This window comes from Sandaracinaceae bacterium (genome assembly GCA_016706685.1).
GTDB lineage: Bacteria > Myxococcota_A > Polyangia > Polyangiales > Houyiibacteriaceae > JADJJE01.
On sequence record JADJJE010000021.1, the window covers coordinates 92,648 to 114,620 of the forward strand.

At 70.2% G+C, this 21,973-nt stretch carries 21 protein-coding genes; 4 read left to right on the top strand and 17 right to left on the bottom strand.

The window, feature by feature from the left end; genetic code table 11:
• Positions 1-98: 98 nt before the first annotated feature.
• Positions 99-2,624: a hypothetical protein gene (locus IPI43_23770; protein ID MBK7777107.1), complete on the top strand. Its 2,526-nt coding sequence runs from the start codon at positions 99-101 to the stop codon at positions 2,622-2,624.
• 56 nt (positions 2,625-2,680) lie between these two features.
• Entirely contained in the window at positions 2,681-3,172 is a 492-nt protein-coding gene (locus IPI43_23775; protein ID MBK7777108.1) for a macro domain-containing protein, read from the top strand.
• On the opposite strand, the gene IPI43_23780 is transcribed toward IPI43_23775, so the two are convergent.
• Positions 3,141-3,734: a DUF99 family protein gene (locus tag IPI43_23780; protein MBK7777109.1), complete on the bottom strand. Its 594-nt coding sequence runs from the start codon at positions 3,732-3,734 to the stop codon at positions 3,141-3,143. The genes IPI43_23775 and IPI43_23780 overlap by 32 nt on opposite strands.
• 78 nt (positions 3,735-3,812) lie before the next feature.
• Here IPI43_23780 and IPI43_23785 point away from each other — a divergent pair, with 78 nt between their 5' ends.
• The gene (locus tag IPI43_23785; GenBank protein ID MBK7777110.1) at positions 3,813-4,721 is read left to right on the top strand and encodes a hypothetical protein; all 909 of its coding nucleotides are present in this window, start codon (positions 3,813-3,815) and stop codon (positions 4,719-4,721) included.
• Positions 4,722-4,788: 67 nt separating this feature from the next.
• Here the strand turns inward: IPI43_23785 and IPI43_23790 are convergent, their stop codons facing one another.
• From IPI43_23790 to IPI43_23820, 7 genes are all read right to left on the bottom strand, one after another.
• Positions 4,789-6,093 carry a hypothetical protein gene (locus IPI43_23790; protein MBK7777111.1) on the bottom strand — a complete coding sequence of 435 codons (1,305 nt, stop codon included), beginning with the start codon at positions 6,091-6,093 and terminating at the stop codon, positions 4,789-4,791.
• A 116-nt stretch (positions 6,094-6,209) separates the two neighbouring features.
• Positions 6,210-9,137, bottom strand: a complete 2,928-nt coding sequence (locus IPI43_23795) for a TonB-dependent receptor (GenBank protein ID MBK7777112.1) — start codon at positions 9,135-9,137, stop codon at positions 6,210-6,212.
• A gap of 130 nt (positions 9,138-9,267) precedes the next feature.
• Complete coding sequence (locus tag IPI43_23800) at positions 9,268-9,708, bottom strand: biopolymer transporter ExbD (protein MBK7777113.1); 441 nt, start codon at positions 9,706-9,708, stop codon at positions 9,268-9,270.
• Positions 9,709-9,728: 20 nt separating this feature from the next.
• Positions 9,729-10,208, bottom strand: coding sequence for a biopolymer transporter ExbD (locus IPI43_23805; GenBank protein MBK7777114.1), 480 nt, complete (start codon positions 10,206-10,208; stop codon positions 9,729-9,731).
• Between the two features lie 8 nt (positions 10,209-10,216).
• Entirely contained in the window at positions 10,217-10,942 is a 726-nt protein-coding gene (locus tag IPI43_23810; GenBank protein MBK7777115.1) for a MotA/TolQ/ExbB proton channel family protein, read from the bottom strand.
• A 37-nt stretch (positions 10,943-10,979) separates the two neighbouring features.
• Positions 10,980-11,756, bottom strand: a complete 777-nt coding sequence (locus tag IPI43_23815) for a hypothetical protein (GenBank protein ID MBK7777116.1) — start codon at positions 11,754-11,756, stop codon at positions 10,980-10,982.
• A gap of 39 nt (positions 11,757-11,795) precedes the next feature.
• Positions 11,796-12,539, bottom strand: a complete 744-nt coding sequence (locus IPI43_23820) for a response regulator transcription factor (protein MBK7777117.1) — start codon at positions 12,537-12,539, stop codon at positions 11,796-11,798.
• Positions 12,540-12,680: 141 nt separating this feature from the next.
• Here IPI43_23820 and IPI43_23825 point away from each other — a divergent pair, with 141 nt between their 5' ends.
• On the top strand, positions 12,681-13,130 hold the full coding sequence (locus tag IPI43_23825) for an OsmC family protein (protein ID MBK7777118.1): 450 nt from the start codon (positions 12,681-12,683) through the stop codon (positions 13,128-13,130).
• Between the two features lie 9 nt (positions 13,131-13,139).
• Here the strand turns inward: IPI43_23825 and IPI43_23830 are convergent, their stop codons facing one another.
• From IPI43_23830 to IPI43_23870, 9 genes are all read right to left on the bottom strand, one after another.
• Entirely contained in the window at positions 13,140-13,547 is a 408-nt protein-coding gene (locus IPI43_23830; GenBank protein ID MBK7777119.1) for a hypothetical protein, read from the bottom strand.
• A 13-nt stretch (positions 13,548-13,560) separates the two neighbouring features.
• Positions 13,561-14,781 (bottom strand): GGDEF domain-containing protein, encoded by a 1,221-nt coding sequence (locus IPI43_23835; GenBank protein MBK7777120.1) that lies wholly within the window; start codon positions 14,779-14,781, stop codon positions 13,561-13,563.
• Positions 14,782-15,573: 792 nt separating this feature from the next.
• The gene (locus IPI43_23840) at positions 15,574-17,403 is read right to left on the bottom strand and encodes an Hsp70 family protein (protein MBK7777121.1); all 1,830 of its coding nucleotides are present in this window, start codon (positions 17,401-17,403) and stop codon (positions 15,574-15,576) included.
• Positions 17,400-18,086 carry a DUF2760 domain-containing protein gene (locus tag IPI43_23845; GenBank protein ID MBK7777122.1) on the bottom strand — a complete coding sequence of 229 codons (687 nt, stop codon included), beginning with the start codon at positions 18,084-18,086 and terminating at the stop codon, positions 17,400-17,402. The genes IPI43_23840 and IPI43_23845 overlap by 4 nt, the downstream gene beginning before the upstream one ends.
• Positions 18,028-19,797: a hypothetical protein gene (locus IPI43_23850; protein ID MBK7777123.1), complete on the bottom strand. Its 1,770-nt coding sequence runs from the start codon at positions 19,795-19,797 to the stop codon at positions 18,028-18,030. Before IPI43_23850 ends, IPI43_23845 begins: the two co-directional genes overlap by 59 nt.
• Positions 19,794-20,348 (bottom strand): hypothetical protein, encoded by a 555-nt coding sequence (locus IPI43_23855; protein ID MBK7777124.1) that lies wholly within the window; start codon positions 20,346-20,348, stop codon positions 19,794-19,796. Before IPI43_23855 ends, IPI43_23850 begins: the two co-directional genes overlap by 4 nt.
• A 44-nt stretch (positions 20,349-20,392) precedes the next feature.
• Complete coding sequence (locus IPI43_23860) at positions 20,393-21,379, bottom strand: flippase-like domain-containing protein (protein MBK7777125.1); 987 nt, start codon at positions 21,377-21,379, stop codon at positions 20,393-20,395.
• 59 nt (positions 21,380-21,438) lie between these two features.
• Entirely contained in the window at positions 21,439-21,741 is a 303-nt protein-coding gene (locus IPI43_23865) for a type II toxin-antitoxin system RelE/ParE family toxin (GenBank protein MBK7777126.1), read from the bottom strand.
• Positions 21,738-21,971 (bottom strand): addiction module protein, encoded by a 234-nt coding sequence (locus IPI43_23870; protein MBK7777127.1) that lies wholly within the window; start codon positions 21,969-21,971, stop codon positions 21,738-21,740. Before IPI43_23870 ends, IPI43_23865 begins: the two co-directional genes overlap by 4 nt.
• Positions 21,972-21,973: the final 2 nt, after the last annotated feature.

Genomic DNA, 21,973 nt, shown 5'->3' on the forward strand with positions numbered 1-21,973 from the left:
CGCAACATGCGCGGCTGCAACACAGTCGACGAAGTCCGTCACCGAGATGTGCGCGTGTCGTTACGCGCGGCCACGCCGAAAGGTGCGATCAGAGCGCCATGCGTTTCAGACTTCTGCGCTCTCTCCCCGTCATCACGGTGCTCGCCGTCGCGTCTGTCCTGGCCACCGGCCGCGCCCTCGATGGCGGCACGTCGCGCATCAACACCTTCAATGGGTGGCGCGTGTTCGAGGTCATCACGCAGGGCGATAACCCCGGAGGGGACGGCTTCGACTACAGCATGCCCGGCACCTTCGACGGCGCGGGGGCCTGGATGGTGGACGACGCCACGCTGCGTGTGCAGGTGAACCACGAGACGAGCGACGCGTCGATCAGCGAGGTGGACCTCGACCTGACCAGCCTACAGACGGTCATCGCCAACGTGCGCGCCAACAACAACACGGGCGGTGTGCCCTTCGTGCTCGCGGCGCGCCAGGCCTACGGCCGCTTCAGCACCAACGGCGGCACCAGCTTCACCAACACGAGCAGCAACTCGACCACCAGCTTCTCGCGCTTCTGCTCCGGGCAGGCGTACGCGGCGGACACGTTCGGGATGGACCGCGGCTTCGTGGACCCGCTCTACATCACCGGCGAGGAGACCTCCGGCGGCCGGCTGGTCGTGTTGGACAGCGTGACGCGTGACCTCTATCAGCTGAGCGGTGTGGTGGGCAGCGCACCCGGCGGCACGGGCGGCATGCCCTATGATTCGTGGGAGAACGCCGCGCTGCTGGACACCGGCGAGACGGGTCACGTGGCGCTCTTGCTCTCGCCCGACGGCGACACGCAGCGCCTGACGCTCTACGTGGGCGACAAGGGCCTCGGCTCCAACGGGGCCGCGTCCACCAGCTTCCTCGCGCGCAACGGCCTGGCGTACGGCCGCTGGTTCTACCTGAACGGCAGCCTGCCGGGCGCAGGGGCCACCAACACGGGCACGTTCGACACCACCTCGGCCGGGGCGCTGTCCTCCACCAAGCTCGAGGACATCGACACGAGCCCGAGCGACCCCACCCGCGTGGTCCTGGGCGACCAAGACTCGGGCGTGTTCGTGTTCGACTTCGACCTGGTGTTCACGTCCGGCTCATTCAACGCGGGCGCCTCCGACTTTGCCGTGACGCGCATCTCCACCACCAGCGGCGGCGCGAACAGCGTGAACGCACCCGACAACGTGGACTGGACCGCCGCCACCACCCTCGGAGGCACGGCCTACCCCGAGGGCCTCATCTTCGTGAACGAAGACAACAGCAGCGGGGAGATCTGGCAGATGGAGCCGGACGGCAGCAACCCCGTGCGCATCGGCGAGACCACCGTGGGCTCCGAGTCCACCGGCATCTTCGACATCTCGGCGTTCGTGGGCTTCAACCCCGGCAGCGTGCTGATCACCAACGGACAGGGCTCGCCCTCGTCCATGACGGTGCTCATCAGCCCGAACGCCACGCTGGCTCCGAGCGTGTGCGGCGACGGGCTCTGCGCGGCCGACGAGAACGCGAGCACCTGCAGCAGCGACTGTCCGTCCATGTGCGGCGACGCGCTGTGCACGTCGGGTGAGACCGCCAGCACGTGCAACGGGGACTGCCCGTCGATGTGCGGCGACGCGCTGTGCACGTCCGGTGAGACGGCGGCCACCTGCAACGGCGACTGCGCGTCCATGTGCGGCGACAGCCTGTGCACGTCGGGCGAGACCGCAGGCAGCTGCAACGGGGACTGCCCGTCGATGTGCGGCGACAGCCTGTGCACGGCCGGAGAGACCGCGGGCACGTGCAACGGGGACTGCGTGTCCATGTGCGGCGACGCGCTGTGCACGTCGGGCGAGAACGCGGGCAGCTGCAACGCGGACTGCGCGTCCATGTGCGGCGATGGCCTGTGCACCATGGGTGAGAGCGCGGGCACCTGCCTCGGCGACTGCCCGACCACGTGCGGCGACGGCGTGTGCGCTGGCGCGGAGGGTGCAGCCACCTGCCTCAGCGACTGCCCGACCACCTGCGGTGACGGAGTGTGCGCGGGCGCCGAGGACGCCGCGAGCTGCGGCGCCGACTGCACGTCCACCTGCGGTGACAGCCTGTGCACCGGGGGCGAGGACGCCAGCAGTTGCCTGGCCGACTGCCCGACCACGTGCGGCGACGGGGCGTGCGCAGGCACCGAGGACGTGCTGACCTGCAACGCCGACTGCGCGTCCGAGTGCGGCGACGGCCTGTGCACGGCAGGCGAGAACATGACCAGCTGCGCGGCCGACTGCCCGGCCACCTGCGGCGACGACCAGTGCACGGGCGACGAGGACGCGGCGACCTGCAGCGCGGACTGCGCCTCCCTGTGCGGAGACAGCCTGTGCACCATGGGCGAGACCGCGAGCACCTGCGCGGCCGACTGCCCCGCCGCTTGCGGCGACGGCATGTGCACTGGCGCCGAGGACGCCACGAGCTGCGAGGCAGACTGCGTCACCGGGATGCCGCCCGGTGGCGGTGGCGGTGGCGGCTGCGCCGTGCCTGCGGTCAGCGCCGCAGCGGGCCGGCCCGCACCGCTCCTGCTGTTGTTCGCCGTGGGCGTGCTGCTGGCCAGGCGCCGCTTGGCGAAGCCCCGCGCGCGGGTGTAGCCGGCGGAAGGATTGGCGGGCCAGCGTCGTTCGACCCCGAAGGACCGCTGGCCGCCATGAACTACCGCCTCGTCGTGGGAGACCTGCTCGACCAAGACGTGCAGGTCATCGTCAACCCCTGGAACCGCAACATCATCCCCTGGTGGCTGCTGCTGCCGCAGGGCGTATCAGGGGCCATCAAGCGCCGCGCGGGCCTGGCCCCGTTTCGTGAGCTCGCGAAGCGCGGACCGATTCCCCTCGGTGGGGCCGTGCTGACGGGCGCGGGTGACCTTCCGCACGAGGCCATCATCCATGTGGCGGGCATCAGCATGTTCTGGCGGTCATCGGAGCGCTCCATCCGCGGGTCGGTACGCAGCGCCGTGGCTCTCGCCCAGGAGCATGGCTTCCGCTCCATCGCGCTTCCCCTGATTGGGGCGGGCACCGGAGGGGGCAACGAGGAGACCGTCCAGGCGCTCATCGAGGAAGAGCTGCGCGAAGCTGTGTTGGATGGCCAGGCGCTGCTGGTGCGACTTCCGCTCACGCGCGGCCGCGGCTCTCTCCGTCGGTGACGCCACCCGCGATGAGGTGCGCCACGCGCAGCGGCTCGGGCACGTTCCCCTCACGGCTGTGGCGCAGCACCGTGGCGTGTGCCTCGGCGAGCGACAGCCCCGCCCGCTGCACGAACACCTCGCCGCAGGCCTCCATCGGGCCGGCTTGCTGGATCAGCGCCCACTTGCGCGCGCCCCCCGGCACATGGCGCAGCAGCGCACGCTCGATAGCCCGCAGATCCGGCGCGTGACGCACCACCACCACGACGGGCACAGCGAGCCGCTCGTGCAGCGCGTGGAGGTCCACCACGTTGAAGCCCGCCAACGCGATGCCTTGCAGCAGTACGCACTGCACGTGCTCGCGGAACTTGGAGCCTTCGAGCGCGCTGCCCAGCTTGTCCGTGGCGTTGCGCCCGTCACGCCGTACCTCGCTCCGGAGAACGCCCACCAGGCGCTCGTCTGCATAGACAGCCCCGAACACCGGCACGTCACCACGGTGGGCGCGCGCGAACGGTGCGTCGTCGAACCCCACCACGTTGGCGAATCCGGTGCGCGCTGTCCGTGCCGTGGGCCGTGGGCTCATCAGCGCGCGACACTATCACCAACGCCTCTCACGCCCGTGGGCCACGGGCCGCCGCCGGAGGGTGCTACGCTGGCAGCCATGACCGTTCGCTGGGCTCCTCCCCTCCTGGCGCTCGCCGCGCTGCTGGCTGCGTCTCACCACGGCGCCGCCCAGGCTCCCGCGCGCAGCGTGGTCCAGCTCCTGGACGCCGGCGCCGAGCCGCGCATGGCGCTGCGCTACGCCACGCCGCTCGGGGCGCGCGAGGCCGTGATGCTGACCACCCGCGCCAGCACGCGCGTGGGCATGATGGGCTTCGGTGGCGGCCAGAGCACGCCGCTGCCGGGCACGCGCGTCCTGGTGGAGGTGGGCCCCATCGCCGACGCCGGCGCCGACCGGCTGATGGTCCCCTTCCGCTTCACGGCGGTGGACGCGCTGCCCACCGAGGGCGTGTCCCCCGAGGACGTGGCCCGCGCTCAGCGCGAGCTCCAGCCGCTGGTGGGCCTCGAGGGCTTCCAGCTCATCGACCGGCAGGGCGTGGGCACCGGCGTGGACCTCGTGATCCCGCCCGGCACCTCGCCCGCCCTCGCCGAGCAGCTGCAGCAGCTGCGCCGCGGGCTGCGCGACATGTTCGCGCCCTTCCCGAGCGAGCCCGTGGGCCTGGGCGCGGTGTGGGAGGTGCGCACCCCCGTGCAGAGCCACGGCGTGGCCGCCGAGCAGATCACCACCTACCGACTGCGCGCGCGCGCCGGGGACGAGATTGGCCTCGACGTGCAGATCGCCCAGACGGCCCCAGCCCAAGCCCTGCCCGACCCGCAGCCGGGCCTGCGCGCGCGCCTCGAGAGCCTCGCCACCACGGGGTCCGGCACCATGGAGCTGAAGCTCAGCCATCTGGTGCCCGCCATCCACTGGAGCTCGCGCTCGGTGGTGCAGTCCACCGTGTCCGTCGAGGGCTTCGAGCAGCCCATGCGGGCCGAGCTGGACCTCGAGGTGTGGCTCGGGCTGCCTTGAACCCCCCAAACGCGAAACGGCCGCACCCCCGAAGGAGCGCGGCCGCCGCGTGTTCAGCCGAGAGGGCTCAGTTGGCCGGGAACGAGGTCCAGCCGGTGGTCCAGTTGGTGCCGTTCGGGGCGAAGGCGCCAGCGTAGGTCGCCGTCGTGTCGAAGCCGGCGGGCGGGGTGGCCTGGGCGTTCAGCGCGGTGTTGGTCGGCACGTAGTTCGGAGCCGTGGTGCTCGTCGAGCCGATCATCGGGTTGGTGGCCAAGGTGTTGTTCCGGGCAGCGTCCTCGATGGCGGTCTGCTCGACGAAGCCGTTGTCGTCGTTGTCGGCCGGCACGGTGGCCTCGTCGTCGTAGGCGCCGTTGCCGAAGAAGAAGCTGCGCTCGATGGAGATGTTCGTCGGCCACTCGGTGGAGAGGTCGTTGGTGGTGGCGCGCAGGTCGATGGGCTCGCCGCCGAAGCTGGAGATGATGAAGTTGCGCAGGGTGGCGCGGGTGCCCTCACGGAGGACCATGCCACGCGTGGTGGTGGTGCCGATCATGGTGGCGTTGAAGATGGTGGGGTTGCTGCGCGGGGTGGCCAGCTCCATCGAGCCGTAGTTGTCGGCCTCGAAGCCCGCGTCGCCGATGCCCTCGAACTGGTGGACGACGAGGAACTGCACGTTGCCGCGCCAGCCCTGGTCCCAGTCGAGGCTGTCGTCCGACGCGCCGGAGATGACGACGTGGTCCATGCCGGCGGTGCCGCCGAAGAACTCGATGCCGTCATCCTTGCCGCGGTGGACCTGGATGTAGCTCAGGGTCGTGCCGGAGCCACAGCCCGCCAGCGTCAGGCCGTTGAGCTCGTTGTCCGTGGAGAACTCGTCGCCGCCGAACTCGATGCGCACGTACTCGAGGTGGCCACAGCTGCTGGCGTCGTTGTTGCCGCCGTAGATTCCACGCGCATCGGTCGGGTCAACACCCTCGAGGTTGTCCGTAAAGACGCCGGCGGTGTCGGTGCCGTTGTTCAGCGTGGCGCTGCCGAGCAGGGCGACGCCCGCCCAGTCGCCCGTGATGCGGTCGCCCACGGCGTTGCCGGAGGTGAACACGATGGGCAAAGCGGCGGTGCCGATGGCCTCGAGCTGTGACCCGCTCGACACGATCAGCGCAGCGACCTCGCTGCCATCGGTGTCACCGTAGATGGTCGTGCCCGGCTCGATGGTGAGCGTGGAGTTGCCGGTCACGAAGACCTTGCCGACGAGCAGGTAGCTGTCGCAGGCCCAGGTGGTGTCGGTGGTGATGTCGCCCATGACCATGACGTCGCCCGAGGCGGGGCAGCCGTCGCCCTGGTCGACTCCGCCCATGTCCGGAAGGGTGGTGGTGGTGGTGGTGGTCGTCGTCGTGGTCATGCCACTGTCGTCGCCACAACCCGCGCCGAAGGCGCCGATGCCTAGAACCAAGGAGCAGATTTGGATTTTGCGATTCATAAGGTCCTCATTTGCCCCCATTGGGTGGGCATATCTTGCTAGTACGTGTACTCGAGTCCGATGGAGAAAGTGGCGCCTGGCGTGACGCTTCCTTCGAGGAAGCTGCCCTGCCGCCAGTCTTGCCGTTGGAACAACATGTTCTTGAACTTCAGCTTCAACTTGAGATGCTCGTTGGCCTCCCAAGAGGCGACGAAGTCCAGCTGGTGAAAAGGCATTCTCCGGATGTTTGGGAGAATGGTTTCGCCGGTTCGCACGCCCACGTCGGTTACCCGTGGGCCCACCACGTTGTAGACCAACGCAGCGGAGAAGCCCGAGACAGGTTCGTCAAATCGAAGTGACAGATTGAAGACGAAGGGCGCCTGACCCGGCACCGGAACGTTGTCCGGAATCACGGAACCGGTGTCTTGGACGAGATCGAGACGCGAAGTGAGGACGGTGACATTTCCGTACAGGCTGAAGTGACGGAGCGCCTGGTGGATGCGCTCGAAGCCAATCGCCACCTCGACCTCGCCTCCCGCCACATAGCCCCGGCCCGCGTTTCGGTACACGGTGGCGTAGGACGCCGCGTTCAAGATCTGCGCATAGATGAAGCCGTCGAGCTCCTTGTAGAAGGCAGACACCGTGACGCGCTCGCTCTCCGAGAAGAACCACTCCCAGCGTGCGTCCACGTTGTGGATGCGGGTGCTGTCGATGGTGGGGTCGCCCACCGTGTTTCGGTCACGCTGGAAGTCGTAGTACTGATATGGAGCGAGCTGGCGCACCTGAGGGCGCACCATGGTCATGCCGTAGGAGAGGCGCAGGTTCATCCCGTCGCGCAAGGTGTACTTGAGCGCGGCGGCGGGAAGCACGTTGATGTCCGTGCGGTTGGTCCCCACAGGTTCCGTGGTGCTGTTCTCGAAGGGGCTGGCGCTCTCCACGAACTGGTCGAAGACCTCGAGGCGCGCGCCGCCGTTGAGCGACAGGTCCCGCACGATGGGCGTCTCGACGCTCACGAAGCCGGAGTACAGCGACTGAGTGGAGGTGTAGCTGTCGAAGTCGCTCGTTTGCTCCTCGAGGCGGGTCAGCGTGCCGATCCCCTCGTCGCTGAACAGTTCCTCGACAGGCGCCGCATAGAGCGTCTGCGGCCTCTCCCCTGGCTCCTGGAACATGCGGAAGCGCCGGTTCAGCAGCGAGCGGTCGGAGCGCCGAAAGCCACCGCCCACGAGCCCACTCGCTTCACCCGCGCTCGTGGACCAGAGAGGGATCTGCAGGTTGGTGTCCACACCGAGATCACGCTGGTTGAGGTCGCTGTAGAAGCGCTCGCCAGAGCTCGAGCGCTCGAGCCAACGCTGGAGTCCCGAAACCGGTCCGACAACGACCGAGCGGCGGTCGGGCTCGTCACGGCGACCGAGGCCTGCAAACGCCGTCCAGCGGAGGCGCAGCTCCGTGTCGCCCAGGTTGCGGTGGTCTCCGCGCAGCTGGTTGAAGAAGAGCGTGCGCGCGATGTACTGGAACTGCCAGCGTTCGGTCGGTGCGCCCGAGTCGATCTCGGAGATGATGCCCTCGAGCCGCTCGACGGTGTCCTCGGTGCTGCGGTTGAACAGCGCGAGATAGCTGATGGTGCTGTCCGCGGTCAGGTCCAACGACGCGGTCCCGAGTAGGTTCAGGCTGACCTCGCGCTGGCCGCGCTCACCCTCGAGGTCGTTGAACGCCTCGAGCGAGCCATCCTCTGTGACTCGCGGGCGCGAGCGGTTGATGCCGGACTCACGACTGGTGTCGTTGCTGTAGCCCGCGGTGAGCAGGTATCCGAAGCGACGGCCCTCGCCGAGGCTGTGCGAGTTGCCGATCGACCCGTCTACCCCGATGTTCGGGATCCCGGTGGACTCTTCGAACTGCCACGTGTTGTCGAGGGTGCGCGCGATCGCATCGACTTCGTCGCCAGAGAACCCGCTGCGGGAGGGTGCGACGTTCTGGTTCGGCACCGTGCTCGGCAGCTCACGAGAGCGGTCGAAGCCGGTCCAATCGAGGCGCCCACCGTCATAGTCCAGCACCGGACGAAAGGTGGTCATGGTGTTGGCCCCCACGCTGGCTCCCAGCTGCAGCGTGAACTCGGTGGGGAACTGCACGGTGCGCACGTCCACCACGCCGCCAGCCCAAGACGAGGTCATCTCCGGGAGGAACGTCTTCAGCACGGCGAGGTTCTCGATGATGCTGGTGGGGAAGAGGTCGAGGTCCACGCCCGGGATGTCCGGGTCGGTACTCGGCACGGGCGTGCCGTTGATGAGCACTTGCACGTACTGGCCCTGCAGGCCCCGGATGATGGGCTGGTCGTTCTCGATCAACACACCCGCTACCTGGCGCGCGCCATCCGACGCGTTGCTGGCGCCGCTGCGGCTCATGCCCTCCGAGGTGTTGATGTCCTGGGCCACGGCGGCCGCCTGCTGGATGGCCTGACCCGCCGACTCACCCGACATGTCCGCGCGGTAGGTCACCTCGACGGCATCCACGGCCACGTCGCTCTCCTCGTTGATCGGGTCCAGCATCAAACGCAGCGGCGTGATCCGCCCCTGAGCCACGCGCACCACGATGCGAGCCCCGTGATACAGGTCGTAGTAGCTGCGCACCGTGTAGCGCCCCGGCCGCACGTACAGATGAAAGCGCCCCTCGGCGTCGCTGAGCGTGGTCTCGGGCGGGCCATCCGCGCGCTGCACGATCACCGGCGCATCCGCGAGCGGCAGCTGCGTGGCCGAGTCCATGATCTGACCACCGATGCCCGTGGTCGTGTCGATCTCACGCGTCACGACCGGCGCGATCACCGGCTCGGGCTGAGGCGCGGGTTCCGGCTCGGGCTCGGGGGTGGGCTCCGGAGCCGCTTCGGGTTCGGTCCCCGCGTCGGGTGCCGGCTCACTCTCCGTCTCGACGCCGGCGTCGGGCGCCGGCGCGGTCTGCGCCTCCGCATGCGCCAGGCCGCCCGCCAGGATCAGCAACGCGAGCAGTGTTTGGACGGACGTAGCCCTCGCGCACGTTCGTACGTTGGCATTCACAGGGAACCTCATGGTGTTCTGCGGGGGGCGCGCATGCAGCGGCGAGCCCTGCCCGGGGGGAGAGAACGGGGGCTTAGTTCAAGCGCTCCGTCATGACTGCGATGTGTGCGGCGCCGCCGCCGCGCGCGAGGTCCATCACGTCCATCGCGCGCTCGAAGCTGACGTTGTCCGCCGCGTCGAAGTAGACCTTGCGCTCGTTGCGCGCGACCAACATGCCGCGCAGGCGCTGGGGGAAGACGTTGTCGGGGTACACGTCCTGGTTGATCTGGATGTGACCCTGCGCGTTCACGGTGACCACGATGGGCTGGAGCGCATTGGGGTCCGGCGGTACGACCTCGGCGTTCTCGTCGGCCTTGGGTGGCACGTGAATCCAGAACTTGGCGTGCATCATGGGCATGACCACCATGAAGATGATCAGCAGCACGAGCACCACGTCCACCAGCGGCGTGACGTTCATCTCGGGCGTGCCAACGCCCTTCTTCTTCTTCTTGCCGTGACCTGTATCGAGATCCATGCCCATGACGAAGGTCCCTCCTAGTGTTCCTGGCTAGCCACGAGCGTGCCGCTGGGCGCGCTGCCGGTGCTGGCCTGGGCGCCCTCACCCTGCCGCGCGTTCACGCGCAGGGACACGCCGGGGAAGCCGATCTCGCGGCAGAGGTGCATCATCTCGCGCACCCGCACGTACTGCACGGCGCTGTCCACGCGCAGCACCACCTTGCGGCGCGGCTGCGAGGTGTGCTGCTGGCGCAGGAAGGCCTCGAACTCGTCGTTGCGGATGGCCGTGGTGTCGAAGTAGAAGTGGCCGTCGCGCGTGATGGAGACGAGGAACGGCTCCATCTCGGAGTCGTCGTCCGCGTCCTTGTTCTCGACGCTGGGCACATCGATGCTGAGACCCTCTTCCATCGCCGGCAGCACCACCATGAAGATGATGAGCAGCACGAGCACGACGTCGACGAGCGGCGTCACGTTCATGGCGGGGCGCGGCCGGTTGTTGCCTTTGCGAGAGAGTCCCATGGTGTTCCTCAGGCCATCGCCACGGCGCCGTCGTGGGCGCTGTGGGCGGGGGCCGCGTCGCTCTCGGGCACGCGCTTGTAGGAGCCGGCCTCGAGCTGGTCGATGAGCTCGCTGCCCGCGTTGGCGAGGCCCGCCTCGTACTTGGCGATGCGGCCGTTCAGGTAGTTGAAGAGGAGCACGGTGGGGATGGCCACCGCGAGGCCGTAGCCCGTGACGATGAGCGCCTCGCCGATGGCCGCGCCGATGGTGCCGATGCCGCCGCCGCCCTCGCTCGAGATGAGCGTGAAGGCGTTCAAGATGCCGAGCACGGTGCCCAGCAGGCCGACGAACGGCGCGGTGCTGCCCGTGGAGGCCAGCACGTTCATGCCACGGTTGAGGCTGGCGGAGAGCTGCTCGCCGCGGCGCTCGAGGGCGCGGCCGGCCAGCTCGGCGGCCTTCTCACGGCTGTGACCCTCGGCGGTGCGCGCCATGAACACGGTCAGGCCGGTCTCGATGAAGTTGGCCAGGTGGCTGCCCTGGTTCTCCTTCGCGATGGCCACCACGGCCTCGTGGTCACCCGCAGCCAGCTTGCGCCCGGCGGCCTTCGCGAACGCCCGCGACTTGCGCGCGCTCATGAAGAGCAGGATGAGCCGGTCGACCACGACCGCGATGCACGAGACCGCCTGCAACGTCAGCACGACGACAACGCCGCGGACGAGGTTGTTCATGCTGCCCCAGAGGTGAACGACGTCCATGTCCATGATGTTTTTCTCTCTTGCTTGCTGGCGGCGCTCAGGTGCGCGGCGTGATGACGAAGGTGCGGATGGCGGGGTAGGGGACGGCGGTACCGTCCGGGAGCGTGGCGGGCGCGAACACCCACTGGGTGGCGCAGTCGATGACCAGGGACTCGGGCACGGCCGAGTCACCCTCCATGACGGTGGCGTTCACGACGCGGCCGTCGGCGCCGACCATGGCGCGCACGCGGATGGTCACGGTGCGGGCGCCGAGCGCGGCACCCACCTGGTCGGGGATGATGAGGCTGCGGCAGCCGCTCTGGTCGGCCAGGAAGCGCGCGCGGCGAATGGTCTCGCGCTCTTGCTCGGGCGCGCGCTCCACCACGCGGGGCAGCTCCACCACGGGCGGCCGCACGGGCGGCGTGGGCACGGCCGGCCCGCTGCCCTCGCCCATCACGGCGTCGTTCTCGATGGGGCCCACGTGGTTCACGGCGGCCAGCTCACCGTCGGCCTCTTCGGGCCGCTCGTCCGGGATGCCCGAGGGCGGGCCATCCAGCACGGGGCGCTGGCCCACGGGCTCGTTCGGCGCGCGGCGCACGGGAGGCGGCGGCGGCGGCGGGGGCGGAGCCTCCTCGGGCTCGGGGGCGGCCATGGGCAGCTCCTCGAACGTGACGTCGCGGTCCGGTCGGTTGGGCTGCATGGCACGCACGGTGGCCATGGTGGCGGCGAGCGCCGAGCCGAGCAGCAGGAAGACGAGCCCCGAAATCGCCAGCGACGCGGCGCGGCGGCCTCGGCCCTCTTCTTTGTCGGCGTCTTGGTCGAAGTCGTTGAACACGGTGAGTGTGTTTTAGGGATCGAGCGTGACGGTCAGGTGTCAGCCGCGTACCGAATGTGCGCGGGCGTGTGACCTTTCGGTGGCATCCGACCCGCGATCGAGCGCGTCGCCACGGAAGCGATATCCAAAGCCACGGACGGTCTCCAGCACGCGGCTGGCGTCACCCAGCTTCTCCCGCAGGCGCTTGATGTGGGTGTCCACGGTCCGGCGGTCGAGCGAGTCCGGGTGGTTCCAGACCTCGTCCAGGAGGCGCGCGCGCGAGAGCACCATGCCGCCGTGGCGGGCCAGGTGCGCCAGCAAGCGGAACTCCATGGCGGTGAGCTCGAGCGGCGCGCCGTCGAACGTCACCTGGTGCTGCGGGATGTCGATGATCAGGCGCCCCGCCGACACCACGTCCGGGCTCACGCTGGGGGCCTTCGAGCGACGCAGCAGGGCCCTTACACGAAGGGCGATCTCGCGCCGCGGCACGGGCTGCTGCACCAGGTCGTCGGCGCCCAGCTCGAACGCCACGATGCGGTCGATCTCGTCGATCTCGCGGCCCAGCACCAGCACCAGCGGCTCACCGCCCTGCACCCGGTCCCGCAGGCGGCGCAGGAACTCCGAGGTGCTCATGTCGGGCAGCGGCGAGGCCACCACGAAGACCACCGGCGGGTCCAGCACGAGCGCGAGCGCGTCGCGCCCCGTCTCGGCGTAGCGCATCAGGACCGGATCGGACGCGAGCTCGGGGACGAGCGCCGCGTGCAGCGCGGCGTCCGCGATGACACAACAACAGGAGGAGAACATCCATGTGACGGTGACCGCCCCGCGTGACAACTGTGTGGAGCCAGGGTTGCAAAGCGACAAACTCATGGAGGCTGGCGCGGGTCGCCGTGGCACGGGTCGCGTGGGATGGTGGACTCGAACCCCCTAGCCCCGGAGACGTGCATGCCCGAGAACCAGACCTTCACCGTGAGCCTCGAGCTCATCGAGAACTACCGCTTCGAGGTGGACTTCGGCGACTTCGGCCGCCTGCTGACGGACGAGCCCGCGCCACTGGGCGAGAGCCAGGGCCCCAACCCCGGGCGCCTGCTGGCGGCCTCGGTGGCCAACTGCCTGGCGGCCAGCCTGCTGTTCGCGGTGCGCAAGTACAAGGAAGAGCCCGGCAAGGTGCGTGCCGAGGTCACCGGTACGATGGAGCGTGTGGAGGGGCGTCAGCGCATCACCCACATGCAGGTGCGCCTCACGCTGGGCAACGCCGCCGCCAACATCCCGCACATCGAGCGGGTGCTCGCGCAGTTCGAGGACTTCTGCGTGGTCACCCAGAGCGTGCGCCGTGGCATCGAGGTGGGCGTGGAGGTGGTGGACAGCGAAGGCGCCGTCATCAAGGGGGGCTGAGCGCCGCCTTCAGGTGGAGATCCACATGAACAAGCCGCGCCCCTCCGGCTCGGCGCGGCGTGCCATGGCGGACAGCTCACTCAGCAGCCCACGCAGGTCGCTCGGGTCCCAGTCGGTGACGCCAGCTTCCGTGAGGGCGCGTGCATGCTCGGCGCAGGCCTCGTCGGACTGGCTCGCGAGCGCGGCCACCATGCCAGGCGTGAGGCGCTGCACGAACCACTCGAAGTCGTCGCTGTGGATGTCCGGTTTGCCGTCCGCCGTGGCGCGCCCCACGCCCAGCCGCTTGCCCAAGGCCTCGATGGGCAAGACGTCGAAGCCCTTGGCATCGACGCGCGTCAGCCCATCGCCCGGGCTGCCTGACTCGGCCAGCGACGAGAGCTCCGCGTCGGTGGCCAGGAAGTACTCACAGAGAGGCATGGAGAAAACGCTCTCACAGCGCTGGGGCGGCCGCAACGTCGGGTGCGGGGGCTGCCAGCGTCACCCGGTCGCGCCCGCTGCGCTTCGCGTCCAGCAGCGCGGCGTCGGCGCGGAAGACCAGCTGGTCGGCGGCCTCCTCCGGCTGCATGCACGCCACGCCCACGCTCACCGTCACCTGCACGGCACCCGCAGCGACCGGGAAGCGGTGGGCGGCGATGGCAGCCCGCACGCGCTCGGCGGCGCGCGTGGCCTCCTCGAGGCCCGTCTCCGGCAAGATGATGGAGAACTCCTCGCCGCCGTAGCGCGCCACCACGTCGGCCGTGCGCAGCGTGTCGCGCAGCCCGGTGGCGATGTCCGCCAGCACCACGTCGCCAACCTGGTGCCCGTGGCGGTCGTTGATGCTCTTGAAGTGGTCCACGTCCACCATCAGCAGCGACAGCGCGTTGCCGTGGCGCCGTGAGCGCGCTAGCTCGGCGTCGAGGCGCTCGAAGAACACGCGCCGGTTGGCCACGCCCGTGAGCGGGTCGGTGCCGATCAACACCTCGAGCTCACGCTCGCGCAGGCGCCACTGCGCCACGATCCAGCTGTGAGCTGCCAGCACCAGCGCCGCCGCGAAGATGGCGGGCCCGCCGATGGACGTGATCCAGCTGTTGACCAGCCGCCCGTCCTCGAAGGGCGGCCGCTCGAGGAACGGCGCATACGGGATGACCCCGGCGCGCTCGAGGCCGATCATGAGCACGCTGTACAGGCCCAGCATGACGAAGCCGTACACCATGGGACGCGCCGGGAAGATCAGGCTGCCGGCCACGGGCAGCACCAGCAGCAGCACGCCGAACGGGCTGGTGAACGGGCCCAGCGCATAGAAGGAGAAGGCGAAGCTGGCCAGCCACCACTGGATCTCGGCGTGCACCAGCCAGCGCACGCGGAAGCGCCCCCGCGACCGCAGGACGAGCGCACACGCGATGATGAGCACGTGCCCCACCAACTGCGCCCACTGGTAGGCGAGCATGGTGGGCAGGAAGGCGCGGCTGATGTAGCGGGCGGTCTCCGGGTTGGCGCGGATGGCGCTGAGGCGCACCACCCAGCCCACCATGAAGGGCAGCGTGAGCCCCGACACCAGCAGGCACTTGGTGGGGTCCGACAAGCGGTTCACCGTGGCCAGGCGCGCCAGCCACCCGCCGCGCTGTCCGCGCGTCACGCGCACCCCGCTGGCCGTGGGACCGGTGTCGCTCATTTCCGGCCAGTAGAGCAGGCCAACCCGGGCGTGTCACGGCGAGAGCGGCGATGGCGGCGCCGCGAAGCCGTTTAGGGGACGTCGTCGTCGTCGTCGACGTGGTCGTAGCCGTTGACGTGGTCGTACGCGTGCTCGTGGTCGTACTCGCGCACCCCCCACCAGCTATGGAGTCGTAGACATCCAGCTCTTGAGGGTGAGCCTGGCGGGCTGTCCCTCCCCGCAGGTGCTTCCGTAGACGGATGTTGGCGAGACAGCACGAGCACTATCCGCCCGAGCAGCTCTATCGACTACGGCCACGCTTGCTCGTCACCGTCCCTAGGGGCAGCCAAGGCCGAATGACGTCGAGGCCGTTCCGGGCCTTACTCCATCGCCGAGCCGCGGGCGATTGCGAAGTGTCGGGGCCCGTCGGCGGGGACAGCCTCGACCGGTTGCCTCGGCAATGTTGAGCGGAACCGAGGAGGCTGGCTGTGGAGGGTTTGGGTCGTCGAGGCCTCGAAGGCCGCGGGGATCGTCTTGCAACCACCCGCCTTGGCGGCAATGGACGCGAACTCGATGGAGCAGCGGGTCACACACCCCTCAGGCTGGTCCCCTTGGAGGAGGTGTCGAAGCATGGACCCGGTGCCCCGGCTTCGGGGCGGCGGCCTGAGCTGCTTTGGGTCGACGTTGATGTCGGCCAGGGTACCTGAGCACCGGGCCGAACTTGTGATGAGTCGTTAGACGACCACGTCAACGGCTACGACCACGTCAACGTCCGTCGCCGACAACGCCCACGTTGGGTTTGGCCAGGCTGTTCTAGAGGTCGCGGACCTGCCAGGAGACCACGAAGGGGTCGCCGGCGCCCACGGGGTGGGCCCACAGCTCGAGCGTGCCGAGCTCGGTCAGGCGCGTCTGCAGGCGCACGGCCACCAGGTCGCCGGGGCGTCTGCCTGCGGCGGGGAGGGTCAGCTCGATGGCGCCCAGCTCCACCAGCTCGGGCTCGCGCACGTGGGTGAGCACGCTGCCCACCACGTCGTCATGGCGCGTGCTGGACGCGAAGCAGCGAAAGCGCACGGGCTCGCCCACCACCAGGCCCAGCTGCTGCGGAGGGGCCTCGGGGGTCTCGCCCTCTTCGAGGCCGTGGGGCGCGATGCACAGCGCGTGCAGCTCGGGCTCCATGCCCGGCACGGCCATGGTGGCCACCTCCACGCCCACGTAGAGGCTCTGCGCGAGGCCGGCGTGAATGCGCACGCGCGACGCGCCGCCGTGCTTGGCGTGGGCGTGATAGGCCGCGCCGCGCGCCACCGCGTGGTCGAGATCCGCGCCGCCCAGCACGCGCGCGGGCTCGCCACCCTCGGCGGTGATCCACGCGTTGAGCGTCTCCATCAGGCGCCGCGCCAGCGGGCCGGCCTTGAGCACGCCGCCGTTCAGCAGCACCGCGGTGGGGTGCAGGAAGCTTGCCCCCGGGTGGCGATAGATGGGCAGCTCGGCGCCGGCGCTGGCCTGCCGCGAGAGGAACGCCGCGAGGTGCCGCGTGATGGCGGCGTCCTGCGCATAGGGCAGCCCCAGCTGCGTGAGCGCGCTGCGCGGGCGCTGGGCCGGCGCGTCGGTGCTGGCGGCACGGGGCAAGAAGCCCTCCACCAGGGTGCCGAGGGCCTCGTCGCGCGTGAGCTCGGTGCGCAACGTGCTGCCCACCAGCTTCGCGCCGCGGCTGGCCACCACCACGGGCACGGCGGCGGGCGCGCCTTCGTCGGCCAGCAGCAGCTCCTTGGCCGTGCGGCAGGCATGCATGAGCGCGCGCAGCTGGAATGCGTCCAGCGTGTGGCCGGCGGTCTCGAGCTTGGCCTTCTGCGCGTGGGCCAGCGTGAGGTCCATGTTGTCGCCGCCGAGCAGGATGTGGTCGCCCACCGCGATGCGCTCGAGGGCCAGCTCGCCGTCGTGCTCGAGCACCGCGATCAGCGAGAAGTCGGTGGTGCCGCCGCCCACGTCCACCACCAGCAGCACCTCGCCGAGGCCCAGCTCCTCGCGCCAGTCGGGGCGCCGCTCGAGCCAGCCGTAGAGCGCGGCCTGCGGCTCCTCCAGCAGCGTCACGGTCGGCAGGCCGGCCTCACGCGCGGCTTCGAGCGTCAGCTCGCGCGCCGCCGGGTCGAACGACGCGGGCACCGTGAGCGTGACGTGCTGCTGTGCGAGAGGATCGCGCGGGTGCGCGTGATCCCACGCGGCCCGCAGGTGGCCCAGGTAGCGCGCCGACGCGGCGACCGGCGACACACGCTGCACGCCCTCGGGGGCGTCCGTGGGCAAGAGCGGCGCGCGGCGGTCCACGCCCGAGTGGCCCAGCCAGCTCTTGGCGCTCTGCACCAGGCGCAGCGGCGTGCTGGCCCCCAGCTCGCGCGCGAAGGTGCCCACCAGGGCGCTGGGCGTCGGGTCCCAGGGCAGCGCCAGGCTGCCGCTCGGCAGCTCTCCGGCGAGCGGGAGATACAGGCACGACGGCAGGAGCGCGCGCCCGTCCACCTGCCCGAGGGCCACGGTCTGCGGCACGCTCAGCAGCGGCTGCGCGGTGGGCGCCGGCGGCTTCTCGAGGTCGATGTACGACAGCGCGGTGTGCGTGGTGCCGAGGTCGATGCCCACGGCGAAGCGGGCGCTCATCCGAGCTCCACCTCGGCCGGCGCCAGCACGCGGCCGTCGTGGCCGGCCACCAGCTTGGGCAGGCGCACGTCGGTGGCCCGCCAGCCGCGGTGAGCCAGCGCGCCGCGGTACGGCCCCTCGCCCACCACGTTGCCCGTCAGGCGGAGGGCGTGCGCGTCGTACCCCGCGGGCACCGTCACGCTGGTGCCTTCTTCTTCGTCACGCACGGGCTGCACGGTGAAGTGCGCGTCCAGCGCCCGCTTGCAGCCGTCGTGCACCACACGCGCCGCGGCTCCGATGTCAGCGTCGGTGAACGCGGTGACGTCCTCCATGAGGAAGTCCACGAAGCGTCCCTCGCGCTGAAAGAGCCCCAGCAGCTGGAGCGCGGCGTCGGGAGCGGCGTCGGTGAGCGACACGCGCGGCGGCGGCGGCGCCGCGGGCTCGGGGGCCGCCTTCACTGGCGCGGGCGCCGGCAGCGCGGGGCTGCGGGCGCTCACCACGGCGGCCGCGAAGCGCGCGTCGAAGAGCAGCCGAAAGGGGACCACCAGCGCGAGCCAGAAGCGCGCGAGGAACGAGGGCGTGTCGGACGAAGTCACGGCGCAGGGGTAGCACGCGGGCTGCCGGCCGGGTACGGGGTGGGTCGGGTCACGGCGTGCGCGTCGGCTGTGTGGGGTCACCCGGCATGGCGGGTGGCGGGGCGACATCGATGCGCGGGAAGCGCTCGCCCGCGATCTCGAGCACGCGCAGGGGCTGGCCCACTTCGGCGAGGCCCGTCACGCTGTCCACCACGGGCGTGCCGTCCGGCCGGCGACTGTCGGCGTGCACCAGCTCGGCGCGCGCTCCGGTGGTGCCTACGCGGCGCCAGGTGCCGCGCAGCGTGAGCGAGGGGTAGGCGTTCATCTGGAACGTATGGTCCGCGCGTAGCTCGTACTCGCGCATCCAGCCGATGGACCCGCCGCCGCCGGAGGCTCTCGGCGAACCCGGCGGGCCCGCCGTGGAGATGCTGCCGCTGATCATCCAGCGGCCCACGAACTGGGCGTCCTCCACCACCCCGGTGGGCTCGCTCAGCGTGACCGCGGGTGTGGCGGCCGTTGCGCCAGCGGTGGTGGCCTGGACCACGGTGGTGTCGATGCGGGTGTCGATGGCGGGGTCATTCGGCACGGTATCCTCCTGGGCGTCAGCTTGCGGCGCATCCTCTTGTTGGGTGCCGTGTGCGGGGTCCTCCGCGCTCGCGGTCGTCGACTCGGACTGCGACTCGGTCGACACCGGCCGCGGCGCGGGGCCGCACGAGCAGGCAGGGAAGAGCGCGAGACCCAGCGGCAGCAGCCAGCGCGCACGCGGCGTGTCTGGGAGAAACCGGAGACTGGCGAGCGCTCGCAGCATGCCGTCACGGTCAGGGATGGCGCCGCGGCTGTCAACGAGCACGGGCTCACTCGGGGCGATGCGCCACCACCAGCCACTCGAGCAGCGTGCGCAGGCTGCGGCCCGTCGCGTGCACGCGCGCCCAGCTCGCGCTGTGGGGCTCTCCTTCCGCACGTCCGGGGCGGCGAACGCATGCGCGAGCGTCACGGCTTCCTCCTGTGTGATGGCGCGCAAGCAGCCTTCGTCCCGGTCCGTGACGTGCACTCCGGCCGGCGCGACGCTCGTGGCCAGCACCTCCCGCAGCGGCACGCTCACCACGTGGCGCTGGCCCGGGTGGGACTCCGCGCGCACCGTCAGCACCCCGTCGCGAACCTCCCACGTGAGCTGCTCCTGCTGGTCACGCAGCGCCTTGATGAACACGGACCGCACCAGCTCCCACACCTGCGTGAGCGATCGGGCCAGCACCGCCAGCACTGGCCCGAAGAACAGGACGGGCACCAGCATGAGCAACCACGCGGGCTGCTTCCGCTGCATGCGACGGCGCGTGAGCACCAGCGCACGGGGGTCCCGCGCCGTGAGCGCGAAGCCTGCCTCGGTCAGCTCTCGGATCGTCTGCGCCGGGAGCGGCGGCGCCTCGCGATAGCCACCGCTCACGGCGCGCGGGACGCTGGGAGTGGAGAGCACGTCCACCACCTTGGGCTGCGCCAACAGCGCCTCGTGGCGTGCCACCAGCTGCACCCGCGCGCCCACCCGCAGCGCGGCGGCCAGGGCCAGCGGCAAGAGCTCATCCAGCAACTCCGGTGCCGCGGGGTGCGCCACGTGCGTGCCGAGCACCTGCCCCTCGGCGCTCATCCACGAGAGCTGCAGGCCCGGGGGGATGTACCGCCCCGACGTCGCATCGTCCGCCAGCACCTGGTCCAACAGCTCACCCCCCATGCTGCGCAGCGTGTGCCGCCGGAAGCGCGCCAGGCTGAGCACCTGGCTCCCCCCGGGGGCCGGCGCGGCTAGGAACCGCTGCGCCTGCTCCTGCTCCGCGCGCTCCTCTTTGGTCACGGCAGCAACGACTTCAGCGTGCAGCGCGTGTAGACCTTGAAGGTGGTCCGGATGCCGTGGAAGTCGAGCGTGCTGGCGAAGCTGTCCAGCAGCCCAAAGGGCAGCATGCTGGGGATGGGCCCGCGGCAGTACTCCAGCATGAACGACCCCTCGGGCCCCATGCGCGAGCCGTTCGAGCGCCCGCGCGGCAAGTACGACATGTCACCGGGCTTCAACACCCGCGCGCGCAGCTCGTGCTCCTGATACGTGCTGAGCTCGCCCTGCATGACGATGTCCCACAGCTCGCAGCGGTGCCGCCCGCTGTGCCCCTCGCTGCCATGCGGCGTGCCGAAGATGAGCAGGTACTCTTTCAGCGACGCGTGCAGCAGCGTCATGGTGCCCATGATGTTGCCGGCGTTCGAGAACACCCAGATGCCGTTGTCGTCGATGGCCTTCTTGCCGTAGCGGGCCGTGAGGTCGTCGATCAGCGCGCGGACGTTCTCCTCGATGGGCAGGTGGACGTGGCGCTGCACGATGCGCTGCAGCTCGTCGGGGTCGAAGACGTGGCTCATGCGCCGGAGGGTACTGTGCCGAAACGCCGGTTGCGAGTGAGGCTTCAGCCCGGGGTGCCCCAAGTGCCTTGAAATAGGGGAGATTCCGGCACCTGCGAGGCCCGCTCGCGCGCGCCCTCGAGCACCTGGAGCAGGCCGCCCAGGATGGCCGCGGGCTGCGTCACCACGAAGCCCAGCACGCCCACCAGGAGGGCGTCGCCCACCGGCACGCCCACCAGGCTGAGCATGGCCACGGCGGTGCCCTCACGCAGGCCCGCGCCCGCCACGCTGATGGGCAGCAGCATGGCCAGCACGATGGCGTGGCCCACCACCAAGAGCTCCACGGGGGTGGCGCTCACGCCCACGGCGAGGCCCGTGCACACGAAGGTCAGCGAGCCGCACAGCTGCGTGACGGTGCCGAGGCCGCAGGCGCTCAGCAGCTGCGCGGGCTTCACGCGGTCGGCCGCCAGGGCCCCCAGCAGCTTGTCGAGCGGGGCCCGCAGGCGCGCGGGGCTGCGCTGCCCCAGCGCGCGCAGCAGGTCGGGGCGGTGCATGAGCAGCAGGCCAGCCACGGCCACCACCCCCAGCGCGAGCGACGCCAGCAGCCCCGCCACGCCGTAGAAGCGGGCCGAGCCCAGCGGCAGCAGCGCAAAGCTGGTGAGCGCCAGCGCCGTGAACGACAGGCCCTTCTCGATCAGCACGGCGCGCGCGGCGGCGGCGGTGCGGCCCGTCTCGCGCGACGCGGCCAGCACGCGGTAGCCATCGAGCCCCAGCGTGGACGGCGTGAACACCCCCACGAAGCGCCCGATCAGGTAGTGGCGCGCCAGAAACGCGGTGCCCAGCTGGACCCGCTGAGAGTCGAGCAGCACGCGCCAGCGTACCACCCCGGCCAGCACGGCGAGGCCCTGCACGGCGATGCCGGCCACGAACCAGCCCGTGTCCATGCGCCCGAGCGCCGCCAACGTGCTGCCCACGCCGTCATGCGTCGCGATCCAGGCGACCATGAAGACCAACAGGGAAACCGAGAGACCAGCCTTGAGCGTCCGCGACATTCGGCTAGGTAAGCCGATGTAGGTGCATGTAGCAAAAAAGCGGCCGACGGCGCGGTGCCTTATCGGAGCCGATCGAGCCAATAGCCAGGCCGACGTGACGCGTGGGTGATTCCAACCACCTTCGTGGTGTCACCAGACTCGGCGACCAGCACGACGAAGGGAAAGCGCCGTACGACGAACTTGCGAATCCCTGCAGCAGGAAGCGGAAGGGGTGCCCCGAGGCGAGGGTTCTCGGCCGCCAGCTCAATGGTCGTCGCGACCGCCGTCAAGAATTGGGCTCCCAAGCCAGGCCTCTCGTTCTCGTAGTAGGCGATTGATTCGCTGAGCTCTGCTAGCGCTTCTGGAAGGACTTGGAGCTTCATTCGAAGCCGAACTGTGCCTTCAATTGACGCTTCGCCGCGTCCCAGGGAATTGCGGTGGTCTCGCCGGACGACTCGCGCTCCAGGCGCCGGACTGCCTCGTTGGTCCACGCACGCTCCACATCGTCTGGCATGCGCTGGAGGCTGGTGATCAAGGCGTTCGCAAGCGTCTCGCGCTCCTCCTCGGGGAGGGCGAGGGCGTCTTCGAGGATCTTCTCAGCGGTGGCGGTCACGA

Coding starts and splice junctions, on each gene's coding strand:
- IPI43_23820 (MBK7777117.1), bottom strand. CDS start 12,539: ATGTTCTCCTCCTGTTGTTGTGTCATCGCGGACGCCGCGCTGCACGCG.
- IPI43_23825 (MBK7777118.1), top strand. CDS start 12,681: ATGCCCGAGAACCAGACCTTCACCGTGAGCCTCGAGCTCATCGAGAAC.
- IPI43_23800 (MBK7777113.1), bottom strand. CDS start 9,708: ATGGATCTCGATACAGGTCACGGCAAGAAGAAGAAGAAGGGCGTTGGC.
- IPI43_23835 (MBK7777120.1), bottom strand. CDS start 14,781: ATGAGCGACACCGGTCCCACGGCCAGCGGGGTGCGCGTGACGCGCGGA.
- IPI43_23830 (MBK7777119.1), bottom strand. CDS start 13,547: ATGCCTCTCTGTGAGTACTTCCTGGCCACCGACGCGGAGCTCTCGTCG.
- IPI43_23785 (MBK7777110.1), top strand. CDS start 3,813: ATGACCGTTCGCTGGGCTCCTCCCCTCCTGGCGCTCGCCGCGCTGCTG.
- IPI43_23790 (MBK7777111.1), bottom strand. CDS start 6,093: ATGACCACGACGACGACCACCACCACCACCACCACCCTTCCGGACATG.
- IPI43_23810 (MBK7777115.1), bottom strand. CDS start 10,942: ATGGACGTCGTTCACCTCTGGGGCAGCATGAACAACCTCGTCCGCGGC.
- IPI43_23845 (MBK7777122.1), bottom strand. CDS start 18,086: ATGTCGCCCCGCCACCCGCCATGCCGGGTGACCCCACACAGCCGACGC.
- IPI43_23855 (MBK7777124.1), bottom strand. CDS start 20,348: ATGAGCCACGTCTTCGACCCCGACGAGCTGCAGCGCATCGTGCAGCGC.
- IPI43_23805 (MBK7777114.1), bottom strand. CDS start 10,208: ATGGGACTCTCTCGCAAAGGCAACAACCGGCCGCGCCCCGCCATGAAC.
- IPI43_23780 (MBK7777109.1), bottom strand. CDS start 3,734: ATGAGCCCACGGCCCACGGCACGGACAGCGCGCACCGGATTCGCCAAC.
- IPI43_23860 (MBK7777125.1), bottom strand. CDS start 21,379: ATGTCGCGGACGCTCAAGGCTGGTCTCTCGGTTTCCCTGTTGGTCTTC.
- IPI43_23770 (MBK7777107.1), top strand. CDS start 99: ATGCGTTTCAGACTTCTGCGCTCTCTCCCCGTCATCACGGTGCTCGCC.
- IPI43_23840 (MBK7777121.1), bottom strand. CDS start 17,403: ATGAGCGCCCGCTTCGCCGTGGGCATCGACCTCGGCACCACGCACACC.
- IPI43_23865 (MBK7777126.1), bottom strand. CDS start 21,741: ATGAAGCTCCAAGTCCTTCCAGAAGCGCTAGCAGAGCTCAGCGAATCA.
- IPI43_23775 (MBK7777108.1), top strand. CDS start 2,681: ATGAACTACCGCCTCGTCGTGGGAGACCTGCTCGACCAAGACGTGCAG.